Annotated in this window: 16 protein-coding genes; 10 read left to right on the top strand and 6 right to left on the bottom strand. The window is 34.0% G+C overall.

What is annotated here, in order from left to right; translation table 11 throughout:
- Positions 1–64: 64 nt before the first annotated feature.
- Positions 65–1,039: a polyprenyl synthetase family protein gene (locus BB050_RS06730; RefSeq protein ID WP_066033055.1), complete on the bottom strand. Its 975-nt coding sequence runs from the start codon at positions 1,037–1,039 to the stop codon at positions 65–67.
- Positions 1,040–1,303: 264 nt separating this feature from the next.
- On the opposite strand from BB050_RS06730, the gene BB050_RS06725 reads away from it, so the two are divergent.
- From BB050_RS06725 to BB050_RS06700, 6 genes are all read left to right on the top strand, one after another.
- A complete protein-coding gene (locus BB050_RS06725) occupies positions 1,304–1,825 on the top strand; it encodes a YceI family protein (RefSeq protein WP_008466148.1) in 522 nt (173 codons plus the stop codon).
- A gap of 107 nt (positions 1,826–1,932) precedes the next feature.
- A complete protein-coding gene (locus BB050_RS06720; protein ID WP_008466151.1) occupies positions 1,933–2,532 on the top strand; it encodes a TetR/AcrR family transcriptional regulator in 600 nt (199 codons plus the stop codon).
- Positions 2,533–2,620: 88 nt separating this feature from the next.
- Positions 2,621–3,952: a TolC family protein gene (locus BB050_RS06715; RefSeq protein WP_008466153.1), complete on the top strand. Its 1,332-nt coding sequence runs from the start codon at positions 2,621–2,623 to the stop codon at positions 3,950–3,952.
- Positions 3,953–3,964: 12 nt separating this feature from the next.
- Positions 3,965–5,032, top strand: a complete 1,068-nt coding sequence (locus BB050_RS06710; RefSeq protein WP_008466154.1) for an efflux RND transporter periplasmic adaptor subunit — start codon at positions 3,965–3,967, stop codon at positions 5,030–5,032.
- A 91-nt stretch (positions 5,033–5,123) separates the two neighbouring features.
- Positions 5,124–8,300, top strand: coding sequence for an efflux RND transporter permease subunit (locus BB050_RS06705; RefSeq protein ID WP_066033054.1), 3,177 nt, complete (start codon positions 5,124–5,126; stop codon positions 8,298–8,300).
- 333 nt (positions 8,301–8,633) lie between these two features.
- Positions 8,634–9,884 (top strand): TCR/Tet family MFS transporter, encoded by a 1,251-nt coding sequence (locus BB050_RS06700; RefSeq protein WP_066033053.1) that lies wholly within the window; start codon positions 8,634–8,636, stop codon positions 9,882–9,884.
- Positions 9,885–9,951: 67 nt separating this feature from the next.
- Here the strand turns inward: BB050_RS06700 and BB050_RS06695 are convergent, their stop codons facing one another.
- The 5 genes from BB050_RS06695 to BB050_RS06675 all read right to left on the bottom strand — a co-directional run bounded on the left by BB050_RS06695 (position 9,952) and on the right by BB050_RS06675 (position 16,641).
- The gene (locus tag BB050_RS06695; RefSeq protein ID WP_066033052.1) at positions 9,952–10,389 is read right to left on the bottom strand and encodes a retropepsin-like aspartic protease; all 438 of its coding nucleotides are present in this window, start codon (positions 10,387–10,389) and stop codon (positions 9,952–9,954) included.
- Positions 10,358–12,961, bottom strand: coding sequence for a CHAT domain-containing protein (locus BB050_RS06690; protein WP_066033051.1), 2,604 nt, complete (start codon positions 12,959–12,961; stop codon positions 10,358–10,360). The genes BB050_RS06695 and BB050_RS06690 overlap by 32 nt, the downstream gene beginning before the upstream one ends.
- Before the next feature lie 152 nt (positions 12,962–13,113).
- The gene (locus tag BB050_RS06685; RefSeq protein WP_066033050.1) at positions 13,114–15,066 is read right to left on the bottom strand and encodes a DUF7849 domain-containing protein; all 1,953 of its coding nucleotides are present in this window, start codon (positions 15,064–15,066) and stop codon (positions 13,114–13,116) included.
- Between the two features lie 112 nt (positions 15,067–15,178).
- Complete coding sequence (locus tag BB050_RS06680; protein WP_066033049.1) at positions 15,179–16,162, bottom strand: hypothetical protein; 984 nt, start codon at positions 16,160–16,162, stop codon at positions 15,179–15,181.
- 179 nt (positions 16,163–16,341) lie between these two features.
- A complete protein-coding gene (locus BB050_RS06675) occupies positions 16,342–16,641 on the bottom strand; it encodes a hypothetical protein (RefSeq protein ID WP_066033048.1) in 300 nt (99 codons plus the stop codon).
- Between the two features lie 130 nt (positions 16,642–16,771).
- Between BB050_RS06675 and BB050_RS06670 the strand changes: the two genes are divergently transcribed.
- The 4 genes from BB050_RS06670 to BB050_RS06655 all read left to right on the top strand — a co-directional run bounded on the left by BB050_RS06670 (position 16,772) and on the right by BB050_RS06655 (position 21,026).
- Positions 16,772–17,356, top strand: a complete 585-nt coding sequence (locus BB050_RS06670) for an RNA polymerase sigma factor (protein WP_066033047.1) — start codon at positions 16,772–16,774, stop codon at positions 17,354–17,356.
- Between the two features lie 2 nt (positions 17,357–17,358).
- On the top strand, positions 17,359–18,084 hold the full coding sequence (locus tag BB050_RS06665) for a tetratricopeptide repeat protein (RefSeq protein WP_066033046.1): 726 nt from the start codon (positions 17,359–17,361) through the stop codon (positions 18,082–18,084).
- 133 nt (positions 18,085–18,217) lie between these two features.
- Positions 18,218–19,867 (top strand): S41 family peptidase, encoded by a 1,650-nt coding sequence (locus tag BB050_RS06660; protein WP_066033045.1) that lies wholly within the window; start codon positions 18,218–18,220, stop codon positions 19,865–19,867.
- Positions 19,868–20,246: 379 nt separating this feature from the next.
- Positions 20,247–21,026, top strand: coding sequence for a TatD family hydrolase (locus tag BB050_RS06655; protein WP_066033044.1), 780 nt, complete (start codon positions 20,247–20,249; stop codon positions 21,024–21,026).
- Positions 21,027–21,064 lie beyond the last annotated feature (38 nt).

Raw genomic sequence — 21,064 nt, 5'->3', positions numbered from 1 at the left:
TTTGAGATTACTGATTTATGATTGTAGAATTTGTTATTGAAATTGATTTTTGAATTGCTAGTTTTTAAACTTTACGTCCCATTAAATTTTCTCCGAAAGTTCTCAAAACGTTTTTCTTCTCATTGCTTATTTCCATTTTTTCTAACGTTTCAAAAGCTTTAAAAGTGTACATTTCGATTGCTTCCTGAGTGGCTTTTGATGCTCCGGATTCGTTGAAAATGGCTTTAGCGGTTGCTATTTTTTCTGTATTATCTTCCAGTTGAAGCGTGAATAATTTTTCTAATTCAGAAGCTTTTTCATCAGAAGAAAATTCTAAAGCCTTCAGATATAAATACGTTTTTTTGTTTTCTATAATATCTCCTCCAACCTGTTTTCCGAATGTTTCTGGGTCGCCAAAAGCATCTAGATAATCGTCTTGAAGTTGGAAAGCCAAACCTAAATTTAATCCAAAATCATAAATTAAATCAGCTTCTTTTTCAGAAGTTTTAGCAACAATGGCACCCATTTTCATGGCAGCCGCCACCAAAACAGCTGTTTTGTATTCAATCATTTTAAGGTATTGAGGAATCGTAACATCTTTGCGAGTTTCAAAATCTACATCCCATTGCTGTCCCTCGCAAACTTCAAGAGCTGTTTTGCTAAATAATTTGGCCAAGTTTCTAAAAACACTTGGTTCGTATTGTTCGAAATATTGATATGCCAAAATAAGCATGGCATCTCCAGAAAGAATTCCTGTATTTAAATCCCATTTTTCGTGCACGGTAATTTGTCCTCTTCTCAAAGGGGCATCATCCATAATATCATCATGAACCAACGAAAAGTTATGAAAAACTTCAACTGCCATTGCTGCCGGAAGTGCCGTCTGGTACTCAGTATCAAAAACTTCTGCGGCCATTAATGTTAAAACTGGACGGATACGTTTTCCGCCAAGTCCTAAAATGTATTCTATAGGTTCGTAAAGATTTTTAGGCTCTTTATGTATGTTTTGGCTTTGTAGATAATTAATGAAAAAATCCTGGTACTGACTTATATCGTGCATAATGAATTCTGATTTCGAGCCCCAAAGATACAATTCAAATATTAATTTCTGGAGATGAAATGTTAAAAGCGTATAGATCATTAAAAAGGGCTTTTAACCTTTCTCATTTCTAATATGTTAAAAAAAAATCAAAAAACTTGGAAACTTTTTTGGTATTCAAAGTTTCCTGTCTATATTTGCAGCGATAAAATGGAAACCGAGAACACTGTAAAAGTTTCCATGAAAAGTTTTAATGATTCGTAAAATCAATTAAATCAAGTATTTATGAAAACAAAATGGACCTTAGATTCTAGCCAGTCAGATGTTTTATTGAAAATGAGACGATCAAGAACTGCTTATTTGGGAGGAGATGCAAATAAATTTGATGGGTATGTGAATATTGAAGATAATGAAATTGAAGATGCTTCTGTCGAATTCTCATTAGACATCAATAACAAAAATGAAAGTTTCCAATCTATAGATGCTTATTTACAGCTTCAGGATTTTTTTGAAGAAGATGAGCATCCGATCATCAGTTTCAAATCGACATCGTTTCAAAAAGTAAATCAGAACATCAATTTTTTCAAAGGAGATTTAACTATAAAAGATATCACTAGAGTAGTTGAATTAGACGCTGAATTTCTAGGAGAAAATATTTATAATGGCGAAAAGAAGGTAGCTTTTGAAATCAAAGGAAATATCAAACGTGAGGACTTTGGTTTAGATTACAGTTCTTTCAACCATGCTTCGGGAGGTGCTTTAGGTAAAGATATTAAACTTATAGCAAATTTAGAATTTAGCATATAAATCTTACCAAATCAATAATTTGATGTAAAATTATTACAAATAATAAGGAAACTATTTTTTTAATTTTAGTTTCCAAAGTATATTTGTGATGCAATCGAGAATTTAAAATGAAAGAGAAGATTATAGCAAAAGCAAGTGAATTATTTTTGAAGCTTGGTTTTAAGAGTGTTACGATGGATGATATTGCAGGTGAAATGTGTATTTCAAAAAAAACGATTTACAAATATTTCTGCAATAAGGAAGTTTTGATTGAAGAAAGTACCTCAATGGTTCATAGACAAGTTCACGAAATTATGGATACCATTATAGCGAAGAATTATAATGCTATTCACGAGAATTTTGAGATCAGAGAAATGTTCCGCGACATGTTTAAAAATAATACAGACACGTCTCCAATTTATCAGTTAAAAAAACATTACCCTGAGATTTACCAAAATATCCTTTCTTTTGAAATCGATCAGTGTACACAGTGTTTTAGAGATAACATCGAAAAAGGAATTCGCGAAGGGCTTTACAGAAGTGATTTGAATGTGGAGGTTTATGTTAAGTTTTACTATACACTAGTTTTTCATATAAACGAAAATACGGTTTCTGAAAGCGAAGCACAAAGAATCGAGCTTGAGGCATTAGAATATCATACTCGTGCAATGGCTACTGAAAAAGGAGTCGAAGAATTAGAAAAACAGCTAAAAAGAATAAATAATTAATCCAAATATATTCAATCGTCATTATTCTGAACGAGGACGGAAAATGACGATACTATCTCAAAATTTAAAAATAAATATTTAACTACTTATGAAAAGAATCCTTCTTATATTTTTGTGCACCATTGGCTTCTCTGTCAACGCACAAACCACTTTAACCCTGAAAGACGCGGTCAATTATGCGCTTCAAAATAAGGCCGATGCTAAAAAAGCAAAACTTCAGGTAGAAAATAGTGAGTATCAGATTCAGGAAATACGTTCGAGAGCCTTACCGCAAATTAGTGCAAACGGGAATTTAACATATAATCCGGTAATTCAGACAACAGTTATTGATGGAGCAGCATTTGGCGCACCAGGAACTACGATTCAGGCAGCATTTGGCCAAAAATGGACATCAACTGCGGGGATTTCTTTGACTCAGGCATTATTTGATCAGTCTGTTTTTACAGGTTTAAGAGCAGCAAAAACGACTCGTGAGTTTTATCAAATAAATGATCAGTTAACTGAAGAACAAGTTATTGAGAGAGTTGCAAATAACTATTATTCAGTTTATGTGCAAAGAGAAAGACTTATCCTTTTAGATAGCAACTATGTAAATACACAAAAAGTTCGTGATATTGTTCAAGGGCAGTTTAATAACGGTTTGGCTAAAAAAATTGATTTAGACCGTATTATCGTAAAACTGTCTAACATTGATACAGATCGTCAGCAGGTTAAAAATCAAATTGAGTTACAGGAAAATGCATTGAAGTTTTACATGGGTATGCCTATCGAAACTCAAATCGTGATGCCAAAAGAAGAATTTGAAGTTGTGCCAGCTGCTTTAACACAAGAACCAAATATTGAAAACAGAACAGAATATTTGCTTTTGAAAAAACAAGAAGAACTTTTAGTATTCAATAAAAAAGCTGTTGAAGCAGGTTATTATCCTACACTTTCATTATCTGCAGGTTACAATTATATCGGCCAAGGACCTGAAATGCCTTGGTTTGCAAAACCAGAAAAAGGTGTGTATTGGTCAGATTTCTCAGCTATTGCTTTAAACTTACACGTGCCAATCTTTACAGGTTTTGGAACACGTGCAAAAGTTAGACAAGCTGATGTTCAAATCAGAGAACTTCAGGAAGATATTAAAGACACTAAACTTTCTCTTGATTTAGATTATAGAAATGCAATGACACAGATTAATAATAATCTTGTAACAATTGAAAATCAGAGAGAGAATATGCGTTTAGCGTTAGAAATTCTAAGCAATACCAAAAATAATTACCTTCAAGGTTTAGCATCTTTAACCGATTTGCTAGACGCAGAAAACGCATCACTTGAAGCTCAAAACAACTTTACAAGAGCGGTTTTAAATTATAAAATTGCCGAAATATCTCTAATCAAATCAAAAGGCGAACTTAAATCTCTTACTAAATAACAAATTATTACAATGAAGAAAATAATTATAACAGTCGTAATCATAATTGTAGCTTTTTTTGGAGTGAGCTACATTTTAAATAAGAACAAAGCAGAAAACGAAGCGAAAACTGCAATTGTAGCAGAAAAAAATGCAGCAGTTTCTGTAAAAGTAGCAACAGTAAAAACAGAAGATGTTAATTTGGCTTTTACTGCTAATGGAAACTTTGTGCCAATTCAGGAATTGACTTTCTCTGCTGAAAAATCTGGAAAAGTAATTAGTGTTTTAGTAAAAGAAGGTGACTATGTAAAAGTAGGACAAACTCTTTTAACAGTGAGAGGAGACGTCATCAACGTAAATGCTCAGGCAGCTGAAGCAGCTTACCAAAATGCAAAATCTGATTATGCTAGATATGAAAACGCTTTTAAAACTGGCGGTGTTACAAAACAGCAATTAGATCAGGCAAAATTGGCTTTAACAAATGCTCAATCAAACTATACTCAAGCAAAAATCAATGTTGGAGATACAAGAGTAAAAGCGCCAATAAATGGATACATCAACAAAAAATATATTGAGCCAGGTTCTATTTTAGCTGGAATGCCAGCAACAGCATTATTTGACATCGTAAATGTTTCTAAATTAAAATTGAATGTTACTGTAAACGAAACTCAAGTAGCAAGTTTAAAATTAGGAAGCACAGTAAATATTACTGCAAGCGTTTACCCTGACAAAACTTTCTCAGGAAAAATTACTTTCATCGCTGCAAAAGCAGATGCGTCTTTAAATTTCCCTGTTGAAATTGAAATTACAAACAATGCAAGCAATGACTTAAAAGCCGGTATGTACGGAACTGCAACTTTCGGTTCTACAAACCAAAAACAAAACTTAAAAGTAGTTCCTAGAAATGCATTTGTTGGTAGTGTGAGCAGTAACGAAATCTTTGTTGTAGAAAACGGTGTTGCTAAATTAAGAAAAGTAGTTGCTGGAAGAATTTTAGGAGATAAAGTTGAAATTATCAGCGGTTTAAATGACGGAGAAACTGTAATTGTTACAGGTCAAATCAACCTACAAGACGGAAATACAGTAGAAATTATTAAATAATTATTTGGTTATAAGCATTAAGCGATAGGCTATAAGCAATTTAAAAGCTTAAAGCCTACTGCCTACAGCTTAAAGCATAAAGAAAAAATATATGAAATTAGCCGAAATATCCATAAAACGTCCGTCGTTAGTAATTGTATTGTTTACGATTCTGACACTAGGTGGATTGTTCAGTTACAGCCAATTAGGCTACGAGCTGATCCCAAAATTCGAAACCAACGTAATTACGGTTTCAACTGTTTATCCTGGAGCTTCTCCAAGTGAGGTTGAAAATACAGTAACAAAGAAAATTGAAGATGCGATTGCGTCTTTGGAAAATATCAAGAAAATCGACTCGAAATCTTACGAGAGTCTTTCGATTGTATCGATCACATTGACTTCAAACGCGAATGTTGATATTTCGATGAATGATGCACAGCGTAAAATCAATGCCATTTTAAGTGATCTTCCAGATGATGCAGATCCACCATCATTGACTAAATTCTCTTTGAGTGATTTACCAATTATGACGCTTGGTGCGAATGGTAAAATGGACGAAGCAGCTTTCTACGATTTGATCGATAAAAAGATTGCTCCAGTTTTATCTCGTGTGCAAGGGGTTGCTCAGGTAAACATTATTGGTGGTCAAGAGCGTGAGATTCAGGTAAACCTTGACGCAGTAAAAATGCAAGGTTACGGGCTTTCTGTTCCGCAAGTGCAGCAGACCATTTTGAGTTCAAATTTGGATTTCCCTACAGGTAACATCCAGACTCGTAACCAAAAAATCTTAATCCGTTTAGCGGGTAAATATAAAAGTGTTGAAGAATTGAGAAACTTAGTAGTTTCTTCTCAAAACGGAATCCAAATTCGTTTAGGAGAAATTGCAGATGTTCAGGATACTCAAAAAATTGCAGAAAAAATTGCGCGTGTAGATCAAAGAAGCGCGATTGTACTTCAAATTGTAAAACAATCAGATGCTAATGCCGTTGCGGTAAGTGAGCAGTTGATTAAAACAATTAAAACTTTAGAGAACGACTATAAATCGGCTCAATTAAAATTAGAAGTAGCAAAAGACAGTACAGTCTTTACTCTTGAAGCAGCCGATTCTGTTGTGCATGACTTGTTAATTGCGGTTATTCTGGTAGCATTCGTAATGTTGTTCTTCTTGCACAGTATTCGAAACTCATTGATCGTAATGGTATCTATTCCAGCATCTTTGATCGCTACATTTATCGGAATCTATTTATTAGGTTACACGCTTAACTTAATGTCTTTACTTGGTTTATCTCTTGTGGTTGGTATTCTTGTGGACGACGCGATTGTGGTATTGGAAAACATTTACCGACACATGGAGATGGGTAAAAGTCGAATTCGTGCCGCTTATGACGGAACAGCCGAAATCGGTGCAACTGTAACTTCGATTACTTTAGTAATTGTGGTGGTGTTCTTACCGATTGCAATGAGTACAGGATTAGTGTCAAACATTATTACACAATTCTGTGTTACGGTAATTATTTCCACAATGTTCTCATTATTGGCTTCATTTACAATTATTCCATGGTTATCATCACGTTTCGGAAAATTGGAGCACATTGAAGGTAAAAATCTTTTTGGAAGAATTATCCTTGGATTTGAAAGCTACTTAACTCGTTTTACTGACTGGGTATCGAACTTATTAAATTGGTGTTTAGATCACTATATTAAAACAATGGTTGCCATTGTGGTAATGTTCTTTGGAACGATCTTCTGGTTAATGGGAGGCGGATACATTGGAGGAGAGTTCTTTGCATCATCTGATAGTGGAGAGTTCTTGGTTCAAATTGAGATGCCAAAAGATGCTTCATTAGAGCAGACAAACTTTATGACGCAAAAAGCAGAAGCTTTCTTAAAAGGAGAGAAATATGTTTTCAGCCAGATTACAACAGTTGGTCAAACCAGTGAAGGTTTAGGAGCAGCTCAAGCAACAGCTTACAAAGCAGAGATTGACGTTAAAATGATCGATCAAAAAGATCGTACAGATGACGCCAACGTATACGCAGCAAAAGTGAAGCGTAAATTGGAAAAAGTTTTAGTTGGAGCAAAAGTAAAAACAGTTCCTGTAGGTATCTTAGGTACTGCTGAAGATGCTACTTTAGGTTTGATCGTAACTGGTCCAAACGTAGAAAGTGCCATGAAATTTGCTAAACTTGCCGAAGCTGAATTGCGTACAATTCCTGGAACAACTGAGATTAAATTAACAGTTGAGGATGGAAACCCTGAGATCAACGTTCAAGTTGACAGAGATAAAATGGCTGCGTTAGGATTAACACTTCAAACAGTTGGTTTAACCATGCAGACTGCTTACAGTGGTAACACAGATGGTAAATTTAGAGCTGGTGAATACGAGTATGACATCAATATTAAATACAACGAATTTGATAGAAAAAACATCACAGACGTTAGTAATTTGATTTTCATCAACAATGCTGGTCAGCAGATTAAATTAAACCAATTCGCGACAATTACAGAAGGTTCTGGACCAAGTAAATTAGAGCGTAGAGATAAAACTGCTTCTGTAACTGTCCAAGGTCAGAACGTTGGGGTGCCAGCGGGAACAATTGTTCAGCAATGGCAGGCAAAATTAGATAAATTGCAAAAACCAACCGGAGTTAACTATATCTGGGGTGGTGACCAAGAAAACCAATCGGAAGGATTTGGTACTTTAGGAATCGCATTATTAGCCGCTATTATTTTGGTTTACCTTGTAATGGTTGGATTGTATGACAGTTTCGTTCACCCGTTTGTCGTATTATTTGCTATCCCGCTTTCGTTCATTGGGGTTTTATTTGCACTGGCATTAACAAACAATACCTTAAATATCTTTACCATCTTGGGGGTAATTATGTTGATCGGTCTGGTGTGTAAGAATGCGATCATGCTTGTAGATTATACCAATCAGCGTAGAGCGGCTGGAGAATCTATCAGAAATGCCTTGATTCAAGCCAACCACGCTCGTTTACGTCCGATCTTGATGACAACAATTGCGATGGTATTTGGTATGTTCCCAATTGCATTGGCATCTGGAGCGGGAGCTGAGTGGAAAAACGGATTGGCATGGGTAATTATTGGAGGTTTGATTTCTTCATTATTCCTTACGTTAATTGTAGTTCCTGTAATCTATGATATTATGGAGAAAATCATTAGAAAATTCTCTAAAGGTGAAAAAATCGACTACGAAGCAGAAATGCATGCCGATTATACACCAACAGAATTAAGCGAAGATGGTTTTAATCCTAAACATACTCATTAATAGTTTTAATTTTTGATAGTGAAATTCCGAGCCCGAATTCGGAATTTCACAATGAAAAATCCCAGATTCCTTCAATTGGAATTTGGGATTTTTTTGATTGATTCTTTTAAATATTTCACCCAGATTCAATAGATTTTACCAGATTAATTGTAAAAGATCAGCGTGTATCTGCTTAAATCTTTTTTAAATCTGCGTGAAAAAATACACCAATTTTAATAATTCAATACTAAGTCCTTCAAATCGGAATTTTAGATTTTTTTCATTGTGAATTAAAAAGATGATATAAAAAATGTCAGCTTTTTCGTTTATTTGCATCACCTTACAAAAATTATTATGCTACAAAAAGATAAGTCAGCAGCAATTGGTTTTATTTTCATAACCATGTTAATAGACATTACAGGATGGGGAATTATTATTCCTGTAATACCAAAATTAATCGAAGAATTGATTCACGGAGACATCAGCGAAGCTGCAAAAATTGGCGGTTGGTTGACTTTCGCGTATGCGATAACCCAGTTTGTATTTGCTCCCGTTATTGGAAATTTAAGTGATAAATTTGGAAGAAGACCAATTATCTTAATTTCCCTTTTCGGATTTTCTTTAGACTATCTTTTATTGGCATTTTCGCCAACTATTATCTGGCTTTTTGTTGGAAGAATTATTGCGGGTATAACAGGCGCGAGTATTACAACTGCTTCCGCTTATATTGCCGATGTTAGTACAGCTGAAAACAGAGCTAAAAACTTCGGATTAGTAGGCGCCGCTTTCGGATTAGGATTTATAATCGGACCTGTTATTGGCGGACTTTTAGGTCAATATGGCTCGAGAGTCCCTTTTTATGCTGCCGCAGTTTTGTGTATGCTGAATTTCCTTTACGGATTTTTCATTTTACCTGAATCACTTAAAAAAGAAAACCGCAGACCATTCGATTGGAAACGTGCCAATCCAATCGGAGCTATTTTAGGATTAAGAAAACACCCAACATTAATCGGATTAATCGTTGCCATTTTTTTACTATATGTGGGTTCTCATGCGGTGCAAAGCAATTGGAGTTTCTTCACCATCTATCAATTTAATTGGGACGAAAGAATGATCGGAATTTCATTGGGAATAATCGGTTTATTGGTTGGAGTTGTTCAAGGAGGATTAGTTCGTTACATCAATCCAAAGATCGGAAATGAAAAAAGCATTTACATTGGTTTAGCTTTATATACAATCGGAATGCTATTATTTGCTTTTGCAACAGAAAGCTGGATGATGTTTGTGTTTTTAATTCCGTATTGCCTTGGCGGAATTGCTGGTCCAGCATTGCAATCTGTTGTAGCAAGTAAAGTAGCACCAAGCGAACAAGGAGAAATTCAAGGAACTTTAACCAGTTTAATGAGTGCTTCTTCAATTATTGGTCCGCCAATGATGGCCAATACATTTTATTTTTTCACGCACGACGATGCGCCGTTTAAATTTGCTGGAGCGCCTTTTATTTTAGGAGGAGTTTTAATGTTGTTGAGTACAGTTGTAGCTTATTTTTCGTTGAAAAAACATGCGGTTCCGAAAACACAAATTGATAATCAAGAAATAGTATAAAGCTAAAAAGTCTTCATTTTAATGAAGACTTTTTTATTTGGAATTTAGATTTTTTTGATTGGAATTTCTATTTCAAATATAAATAATGATTAAAATAGTCAATAATCGCTTTTCCTTCCAATAGAACATCAGCGCCAATAATGCCATGAACAGCTTTTGCTTTAAAAGATTCTAAAGCCTCATTTACGTGTGAAAGATCAAAAATTACGATGCTGAAATCTTTGCTTTTCCAGCTTCCTAACTGCAATTTATTTTGAGACGAAATCTGTGTTGTCATTCCAGTTCCGCCTGCTCCAGAAGCTTTTGTTTTAGAGTTCTTAGCAGAAAGTTCGAAGCGTTCAATACACTCAAAGCCTACGCAGGTATTGGATGCGCCAGTGTCTAAAATGAAATTTCCAGAAATGCCGTTTATTTTGGCTTTTATCTGCAAATGCTGGGTTTTGGTGATTTTAAACTTTATTTTTTTGTACTTCTCAATTTTGAGAATTTCGTGAAGATTTTCCATTCCTGTAATGATTGAAAACCAAAAATAAGCCAATTATCGCCAAAAAACTAATGATATACAACATATAATTGGTTTGCTTTTCAGGCTTTTCAAGAGTGCCATAATACACAAAAGCACTCCAATAATAAGGTGACTTTTTTGCATTTGGAACGTTTTCATCTTTTAAAAACTCCCTTTTTGCATTTGCCGTTGCCTGTGCAAAAGACGAATTATGTTTTACCTCTTTATAAAAATAATCCATGAAAACAGAAGTTGTATAATCGTTTACATTCCACAAAGAAAATAATAGATTTTGTGCTCCCGCAAACTGAAAACCTCTTGCTACGCTCAGAGCGCCTTCGCCTTTATAGAGTTTTCCAATTCCGGTTTCACAAGCGCTCAGAACCACCAAATCAGGATTGAGCTGTAAATTATACAATTCAGAAAATAAAACTTCTTGATCGTAGAATTTGATACTTGCCGGAGTTTCCAGATCGCCCGAAGAGGCATGCGTGCTGAGATGTATAATCGATTTTCCTATTGCGCTGTTTTTAAAGTTTGAGAAATCAGCATTTTTATTCTCAAAAAACTGTCCGTCAAAATTATGTTTTATAGATTGCAATTCATTTTTCGAAAAAGGAAGTTCGTAATTGGTTTTTTCGAAAATTGGAAAAAGGCCTAAAATATTCTTTTTGCCATTTGAAAGCGGATTTGTGTTCAAATATAATTCTGCAGAATTGTTATAAGAAACATCAAACTTATCCAGCAGATAATGCATTTTTGTAAAATTGGTTGTGTTTGAGGTTTCGCTTATTAAAGCTTCAAAAGGCAGAAAAGACAGAATTCCATCTGGAACAAGAATCAAATTTTTATGTTTTTCAACTTTTGGAATTTGAAGTTTCTGATAGATTTTATTTCCAAGTGCATTATACTTTTTAGGATTGTTAGCAATTGCAGATGGATCTTTAAAAAAGTCAATGAATGAAAGCAATTCCTTATCAGCTGTTTCAATTTTGTGCAGTGTGATTTTTTTGTTTTCGAGAATGAAATTATAGATGCAATGACTTCCAAAAAAATATTCCAGTAATACCGCATTGTCTTTTTTCAGTTTGTCGTATAACTTAGCCAAGTCCAATTCAGCACTCTTTTTCTGATCGGTTTTGTTTTGCTTTGTTTTCAAAAGCAGCATCAATTCATTCTGTTTTTTAACGGCTTCATTTATTTTAGAAATATTAGCCGCTTCTAATTTTTGCTGTTCTTTCAGAATGGCGGTATTCCAATTTTGAAGCTGTTGCAAAATCAGTTTTTCTTCTCTTGAAATCGTTTCAATATTTTTAAGATGCTTTTTTAAAACAACCGATTTTGTTTGTTCAGACAATAGAAAAGCACTTTCGATATAATTCATTTTTCGTTCTCTTTCAAACAATGAAAGATAAATTTCAATGCATTTTTCTGTTCTGTTTCGGTTTCTTACTTGTGTTATAATTTTAGAATTTTCATAAACCAAAAGCGACTGAATCATTTCTTCGATTTTAAAAGAAAGCTCATAACTTTTTAAGGCATTTTTTGGCTGATTTTCGGCTAAATAAATTAAGGCTTGCAAATCTAAAGCATCTAATAAAACCGTTTCCGCATAAAGCGAATTTTCATTTGGGAGCCTATTTTTGGAAGCCGAATAACTGGGAAGAAGTGTTTTAAAAACTATTTCTAGATTTTGCTGAGCATCAACTATATTGCCTTCAGAAAAAGAAATAAAAGCGGCTTCATAATAAAATTGTCCTATTTTTCGAGGTTCCCGTTTCGGATTTTTATTGAATTCTGTTTTCGCCTTTTCGAAAAATTCGGAAGCTTTTTTAAAATCGTTTTGATCTACTTTTAACTGAGCCAAATTTCGATATGCATTTGCTAAAGTTTCGGTTTGCGATTTGTCATTTTTTAAAAGAGAAACCGCTTTCAAAAATGAAGTTTCAGCTTCAGCCTTTTTAGAAGATAAAACATAGTTTGTTCCCAAATTATTCAATAATAGACCTTTTTCAACAGCAGAAAGTTTTTCGATCTGGATTGTTTTTTCAATCAATTCTATCGCTTTATAAACGTTACCAGTATTTTGATAAACATTTGAAAGATTAAGAATGGCGGCCGTTTTTTGGCTCTTGTTTTTCTCCTGGCTGGCAATAAAATAATATTGTTTTATCGTATTTTCGGCATTTTCATAATCGCCCAAAACGGTATATAAATTGCCCAAAGGTTTCAGGCAGAATTCAATTATATCATAATTTTTAAGTTTGTTTTTCTGATAAATCATCCAAGCTTTTTCGTAGCTTTTCACCGCATCTAAATTCTGTCCAAACTGATTTTCATAATACGCTTTATTGCAATTTAAAATGACAATTGCCAACAATTCATCTTTGGTTTTGGTCTTGGCACTTTTAAAGAAATCACTTTCTATGTTTCTTAAATTCTGCAACGCTTCCGCGGAAGGATTCGCGGTAAAACTGTCAACAGCATTATATATTTTATCCTCCTGACTTTGTCCGAAAACATTCAGACACAGGAAAAGGAAAATAAAACCATATAAGTGATGTAAGTTCATATTATATTGTTTTTGCCACGAATTTCACGAATTTTCACAAATCGAAACTCAAAATAGCATTACTTAAATTTAGTGGAAATTAGTGAAAATTCGTGGCAAAATATTCTTTGCGTATCTCTGCGTAACCTTAGTGCATCTCTGCGGTATAACCTCTAAAACTTCCAAATTCCATACACCTGAAAATAATTAAAATTCTGTTCAAAATTAATCACATAGCGCGCGCCCAAACTAGGTCCGATTCTAGCAAAACCAGCTGTTAAGTCAAATAAAAGCCCTGTTTTAAAGCCTGAGAAATTGTTTTTTATCGTATTAGAACTTGTTGTCGAACTGATCAAAAAGTTTTCTTTATCGCCTTCAAAAGTATCGACCGTGATCGTTTGATTCTGTTCTGAATACACATTTACATTCGCCTGAATTCCCGCTCCAACTCCAATGTAGTTATTGATATTATATCGAATTAAAACAGGAATTTCCCAATTGACATTTTTATTTTCGGTTGCCGTCGTTGTGCGTACCAATTGTCTGGTTCCGTTGGCATTTGTATTAAATTCTTCCAAAACGTTTACTTTGCTGTCATATTGGTTTAAAGCATTTTCCCATTCTACCTGCCAATAAAAACGATACGATTTAAAAGGCGAAAGCGTCGCGCCCACAAAATAGCTCGTCGATTTATCTAGATCTGGGTAAAAATTATAACCTGCTTTGGCGCCAATCGAAATTCCGGGCAGGAATCGAGTAGTGGCATAGTTGGTAATAATAGGTTCGTTTTTATCAAAAATAATGGCAGTTCGGCTTTTGGTTTTTACCTTATGAAAATCTTCACCAAACTTCATGGAATATTTAACAAAACCTTTTGTAGAATCTTTTTCGTGTACATTTTTCTGTTCGCTTCCTGGAAGATAAATGTTTTTAAAAGTAAAAATGATTTGTTTCTGTTTGATAATCGTATCGAGACAGCTTACGGTTGGCTCTTCTCCTTTTGGACAAATCGGACATTCGGGATACATGCTTTCAATCTGAAAAGTTTTTTTGTCAAACATGTCGGGAACATCGGTTTCCAAACGGATCTTTCTTGCAGGACCTTCACCATTATTCTGAAAACGGGTTTTAAAATTTACTCGTTTGAAACGCACTAATCTGTAATTCATGAAACTTCCGTTAGAACCCATTTTGTTTGGATCGTGAGAAGTTACAATTTCCATTTCCAGATTTTTCACTTTATGGTTTTTATAACTTCTATTCGGTACAAAAATTCCTCGCATCGTAACTGTTGCACTGGTATCTTTTATCATTTCGGGAGTTGTTTTGAAAGTGTAAAAAACATTTCGAGTTTCTCCCGGATTCGCATCATCAAATTCTAAAATAGAAACATTGTGATAGGTTTTATTGGCATCTGAAAGTGAAGCTTCCAAATCTTCTTCAGTTGTGGTATTTCTATATTTTTTGGTTTTGAAATTCCCTTCGGCGGAAGCCAAAAAAGTATTCGAGTCATTTAAATCATCAGTCGAAGCAACAAGATTTTCTTTCACTTCACGTTCGCCCGCATACGTTCTGAAATCACTTAATTCGAAATTATTGTGTTTGAATTGCTTTTCATTATAAAATAAATAAAGCTTTCCGCTAGAAACATAATTTTCAAGATTCTGATAACTTACCACAACTACCATTTCTTGTTCTGGAATTGGATCACAGTTTTTAATAATCGCAAAACCATTCTGATCGGCAATAGAAGTAATGTCTTTATAATTGGTGTCTGTAATATCGTTTATGGCCACTTTCTTTGGGCGAGTTGCCGGAGGTTTTCCGTTGTCATAATTATTCGTTACAGCAAGTCTTGCCGTGTAAGTTCCTTTGTTTTTATAAACATGTTTAGGTTCGGCTTCTTTGCTGTAATGGCCGTCTCCTAATTCCCATAAATAAGAATAACTTGGTTTTGGAGCACCCGCAATCGGAATCAAAGGCGGAGTTTCTGGTTTAAAACTAACCTGATTTCCGTTTTGAATAAAACCTATATTGGCTCTTCGTGTTATGGTGTCTTTCACTTTGGTTTGTCCTATTGAAAAAATAGAAAATAGAATAAAGAAAATAGACAGTTGTGGTTTCATAACTAGATAGTTTTGAGGTTTAAAAATTTCTGAATGAAATCTCAAACAAGATTAAATGTAAAAAAAAGTGATGAGCAAATCACCACTTTTTCTCAAAAAAAGCATTTAGAAGTTACTGTATGGCATTAATTGCAGCAACTAGTTGAGCTTCTGTACCGACTGTTGTTTCGGCTAAATTAAATTCGTAAACCGCATTTGCAGAAATTGTCACGCCTTTTATCGCATAGCGCCAGTTTCCGTTATCTTCTGTTGCAAAAATGATATGGCAAGCTAAACCAATCGGAATTTGTCCATAATGTTCGCTAAACAATCCTTCAGCTGTATAAGTGTCCAATTGAGCAAGTGCATTTTTGCCTTCTCCATCGTAAGAAAGAAAAACGGCACTGTTTGTATTGTTGTATCCGTCTGGAACATCAACTAAAAGAGTTGTTTTTGGTCTTGGATCGTGGTAAAAACGATCTACGTTGGTCCAACCGAATTTACCGAAAGTCACATAATAATTGTTTAATTCACCTTGTACACCGCCTTTTCCATCAGTTCCATCAGCATTTGCTTTTGCTTCCCTCCAAGCCAAATTGCCATCTTCCTCGATAACTCCAGTCCACAAAGTCATTAAGTTATCAAAACCATTTGTCAGTGCCGTCGGAACAATCATGTTCATACTGCAAGAAGTTTGCAATTCGACTCCTCCCTGAGTTGCTTTGATGAAGAATTCTCCTCCAGAAATTAAAAGATTTTTCTTCCCGTCTGCGGTAATTCCCATAGTTGGTTTGTTGGTAACCAGCATATTTCCTTTATCAAAAAGTTCGATGTATTCAATATCGACTTGCCCAGTTACAGGATTTCCGTTTTTGGTTAAACAATCTCCGTTAATGTAAAGCTTTACACCCTTTGCTGAAGTTAATGTAACAATGCCGTTTCCTGCGGTCATAGTAAAATTTTGCGTGTTTCTTTTTACTCCTTTTTCGCTAATGCTTTTAAACGCTTCAGAAGTTGGAGGCGAAATTTTGATATCTTCTCCGTCGCTATTGTCGCAGCTTGCGAACGTTGTCATCGCTATTATTAAAAGTCCGATTTTTTTAAAATTTGTTTTCATAATTTCTAGTTTTTATAAATCTGGCTTGATTGTTTCAAGTAGTTTTCAGATTTGGTTAATTAATTTTAATGTTATATCAACTCGGGTTAGATTTTGTTACCCTCTTTTTCAAAAAATATTTTAAAGGGCTTTTATGTGCTTATATCAATTGACGTCAAAATTTGTTACCTCAGTTTTATTTAAATAGAAATGCATTTGTCTTCAAAAAGATTTCCATCTTCGTCAACAGCGACCAAAATGTCTTTTTTGCGGGAGAATTTTAGAATAAGATAAATCCAGACAATTAGCCAGATGCCAAAAGTGAATACGCTTAGAAACAAATGAAAAGTATGATTTATGTTTTTCTTTTCTTTAGACAAAACCACATAAGGCAGTTTTTCATTTTGTTCTGTAATTACAAAACCGTTACGTGTTTTAGCAGCGATTATTTCGTAAAACCGATCTAGATTTTTTTCATTGATATATTGGTAACTTTCCATTTCTTTTAATTTTTTAAAGGTTTTTAAAAGACTTTTGTTTCGATATATACAATTGATTGTAATATTGTTACCTCTTATTTTTGAAAATTTTTAAGATTCTTTTTTTAAATTAGCTGTAAAATGCTTTTTTATGGATCAAAATAAAATTCATCCTGATCAAAAATATATCGACGGACTTGCTGCAAACGATTCACTAGTTATCGAAATGATATATAAAAAATTTGCGCCCAAAGTAGTTCAGTTTATCACCAATAATTCTGGAGATAAAGATCAGGCGCAGGATGTGATTCAGGAAATTATGATTTTGCTTTTTAATCAGGCGAAAGCCAAGAAACTTCAGCTCACTTGTCCGTTTGACGCCTATTTTTTCTTGCTCTGCAAAAGACGCTGGCTAAACGAATTGAAAAATTCTGCCAATAAAGGGGTAACAATTTATGAGAATGTGGTATCTATCAATGAATCTGCTCACGAATTGATTGCACAGGCAGAAGAATTTGATGAAAAACAGAAGCTTTTCGAAACCATGTTCCAAAAATTGGGAGAGAAATGCCAAGAAGTTTTGAAACTCAGTTTTTCTCTAAAATCAATGGAAGAAGTAGCCCAAAAACTCAATGTGACTTACGGTTATGTCCGAAAAAAGAAATCGTTGTGTGTAGGCCAGCTGACGCAGTGGATTCAAGAAGCGAAAAATTTTAACTCTTTAAAAAACAATTAATCATGAACGAAGAACGCTATATATTATTTGACCAATATCTTCAAGGCGAACTGACCGTTGATGAAAAAAACAATTTTGAGAAACAATTATCTGAGGATGCTGAATTAGCTTCGGAGTTTGAAAGTTTCAAAGAAATGCATTTTCAGTTGGAGAATAAATTCGGACAAGAACAGGAAAGAGAAATCTTTAAAGGAAACTTGACCAGAATTTCAGATAAATATTTTAATAAAAAGGAAAATAAAGTAGCTTCACTTAAACCGTGGTATTTTGCGGCAGCGGCATCTATAATTATTATGTTCGGGCTGTTTTTCTTTGATTACAAGCATTATCCAAATTTTGAAGATTATAATCATCCAGAAAGTGCTTATTTTACAGAAAGAGGCGTTTCTGAAGCCATTTTAAAACAAGCAGAGAATAATTTCAACGGAAAAAGATATGAAACAGCGATTCCGATTTTTGAAATGATTTTAAAAGAAAACAATTCAGACGAGATTAAATATTTCTATGCCGTTTCATTATTGCAAGTTGGCAAATACGTAAAAGCAGAAAATATATTTAAAGAATTGGAAGCCGGAAATTCTGTTTATAAAGAAAAAGCAAAATGGAATCTAGCTTTATCTAAATTAAAACAAGGAAAATATGATGACTGTAAAGCCATTTTACAGACAATTTCACAAGACTATGAAGATTATGATGAAGTTGAACAGCTTTTAGAAGAATTGGATTAAATTCTAATTATTTAAGAAAAAATTTACCTCTTTACGGGAAACCTCAATCGAATTTGGAATTTTAGTTCTAAATTCGATTTTCTTTTTACAAGAACTTGTTCCAAAAACAATTTAAGTTAACCAGAAAAGCTAAATGAAAAAAGTTGTAATAATTTTTCTTCTTGTTTTTTCTCAGACCATTTTTGGTTTGGGTAGCATTACCCAGACCGAAAAATTGGCTGCAACTTGCAAAGTTTGGGGATTTTTAAAATATTATCATCCAAAAATTGCCAGCGGAGAATTGAATTGGGACAATCAGCTTTTAGAAAAATTGCCTTTAATTGAAAAAGCACAAACTAAAGAAGAGTTTTCTTTAATTTTAGAAAATTGGATTGATGATTTGGGAACTGTAAAAGAAGTTGCTCCGATTGTTCTGTCAAAAGATGTTAAATTCTTTGACAAAAATTTCGATTTAAGCTGGTTTAATGACAAATTGTTTTCTAAAAAACTTTCAAAAAAATTAAAATTTATTGAAGAAAATAGATTTCAAAGCAATGAGGAATTTGGGCCAAGTTTTGACTGTTTTAAAAATTTAAAAAATTATTTTAATCTAGATTATACTGATAAAAACACAAAGCTTTTGATGCTTTATGCATATTGGAATGTGGTAGAATATTATTTCCCGTATAAATATGTAATGGATCAGAGATGGGATAAAACTTTAAATGAAATTTTACCTTCTGTTGTTCAGTCGAATACTCCAGAAGATTTTTATAAAGTATTACGAAAAACAGCGGCAAAACTCGATGACAGTCATGTAGAGTTTCATATATATCCTTCTTCAGCAACAGCCAAAAAGAGCTTTTATTATTTTCCTGCGACTGGTAAAGTAATAGATAAAAAATTGGTAATTACCGAGATTTTGGGAGATAGTCTGGCAGAAGCTGACAACATCAAAATAGGAACTGTAATTACTAAAATAAACAATAGGAGCATCAGAGAAATTATCGAAGAGAAAAGAGATATGATTTCTGCTTCAAACGAAGCCGCTTTTCTGGACAAAGTTCTACGCTCAATTTTAGTAAGCGAATCTGAAAAGGTAAATGTAGAATTTATGAACGATGGAAAATGCGAGACAAAAGAAATGACTTGGTTTAATTATCATGATTCACACCGAAATGAATTTAAAAAAGGAGCTCAGAAAAAGAAAGATAAATTCAAACTTTTGGATCATAATATCGGTTATGTAAACATGGGCGTTATTAAACCTAAAAATGTTCCTGATATGATTGATGCTCTCAAATTGACAAAAGCAATTGTTTTTGATATGAGAAATTATCCAAACGGAACTTTTGAAGAGATTGCTGCATTTTTGAATTCGAAGGAAAAAGAATTTTGCCAGTACACAATGCCTTATTTAAACTATCCTGGACGTTATGAATGGACAGAGGGAAGAAAATGTGGAACCGAAAATAAAGAAAATTATAAAGGGAAAGTCATTGTATTGCTTAATGAAGATTCTATAAGCCAGTCAGAATGGACAGCAATGTGTTTTCAAACAGCGGGAAATACCACAATAATAGGAAGTCAGACTGCAGGAGCAGACGGAAACGTTTTTGAATTTGATTTTAGCGGGTTTCATACAGGCTTTTCAGGAATTGGAGTTTATTATCCAGATGGAAGAGAAACCCAACGTGTAGGAATTGTACCCGATATTGAGGTAAAACCAACAATAAAAGGGATAAAAGAAGGCAGAGATGAAGTTTTGGAACGCGCTTTGCTATATATAGAAACAGGAAAATAAACCCAGTTTGTCGTACTGAGTAACGAGGGATCGCACTAGCTGATCGAGAGAAAAAATGGGGGTTTTCTCCTCGAAGCTTCTTGTGAGGTCCTTCGTTCCTTAGAATGATAAAAAATAGGTTGTTATTGTTCTAGCCTTTGTCAAAGTGTACAACTTTTGACAAAGGTTTTTTTTTCACCCTGAGTGAAGTCGAAGGATCGCATTGAGAATCCATAAAGATTAGCGATTAGGGCTTCGACTCCGCTCAGCGTGACAAAAATAAAATCCGTGACATTTCGTGTTTTCACAAAGTGAATTCGTTTCATCCGCGTACCTCAATCGCAACAGAATTGCTATTCTTTTAATATTGTCGTAATTTTGGCACTTTAAAATTACAGCCTTGAATTCAACACCCATTATTACCGATACCCACACGCATTTATATTCTGAAGAATTTGATCAGGATCGTGACGAAATGATTCAGCGCGCTATTGATGCGGGAATTACACGTTTTTTTATTCCTGCAATCGATGCTGCAGCAACACAATCGATGTACGATTTAGAAAAAAATTATCCTGAAAATATATTTCTAATGATGGGTTTGCATCCCACTTACGTGAAAGATAATTATTTGGAAGAATTAGCTCATGTGGAAACAGAATTGTCTAAAAGAAAATTCTACGCAGTTGGCGAAATCGGAATCGATTTGTATTGGGATAAAACACATCTAAAAGAGCAGCAAATTGCTTTTAAAAGACAAATTCAGCTGGCAAAACAGTATAAATTACCCATTGTAATTCATTGCAGAGAAGCGTTTGATGAGATTTTTGAAGTATTAGAAGAAGAAAAATCTGAAGATTTGTTTGGGATTTTTCATTGTTTTTCCGGAACTTTAGAACAAGCAGAGCGCGCCATTTCTTATAATATGAAATTGGGAATTGGTGGAGTTGTTACTTTTAAGAACGGGAAAATTGATCAGTTTTTAAATCAAATCGATTTAAAACATATCGTTTTAGAGACCGATTCACCGTACTTAGCGCCCATTCCATATAGAGGAAAAAGAAATGAAAGCAGTTATTTGGTCAACGTTATAGCTAAATTAAGTGATGTGTATGGCGTTTCTACAGAAGAAATTGCAGCAATCACAACCCAAAACTCAAAAGACGTTTTTGGGATTTAACCTGAGCCTTACAAAACTTTAAATTTTTTTTTGTTCTT

It is taken from the genome of Flavobacterium anhuiense, from assembly GCF_001705175.1.
In the GTDB taxonomy this organism is placed as follows: Bacteria; Bacteroidota; Bacteroidia; order Flavobacteriales; family Flavobacteriaceae; genus Flavobacterium; species Flavobacterium anhuiense.
Note: the sequence above shows the minus strand (reverse complement) of the source record. Positions and strands in the feature narration are given on the sequence as shown.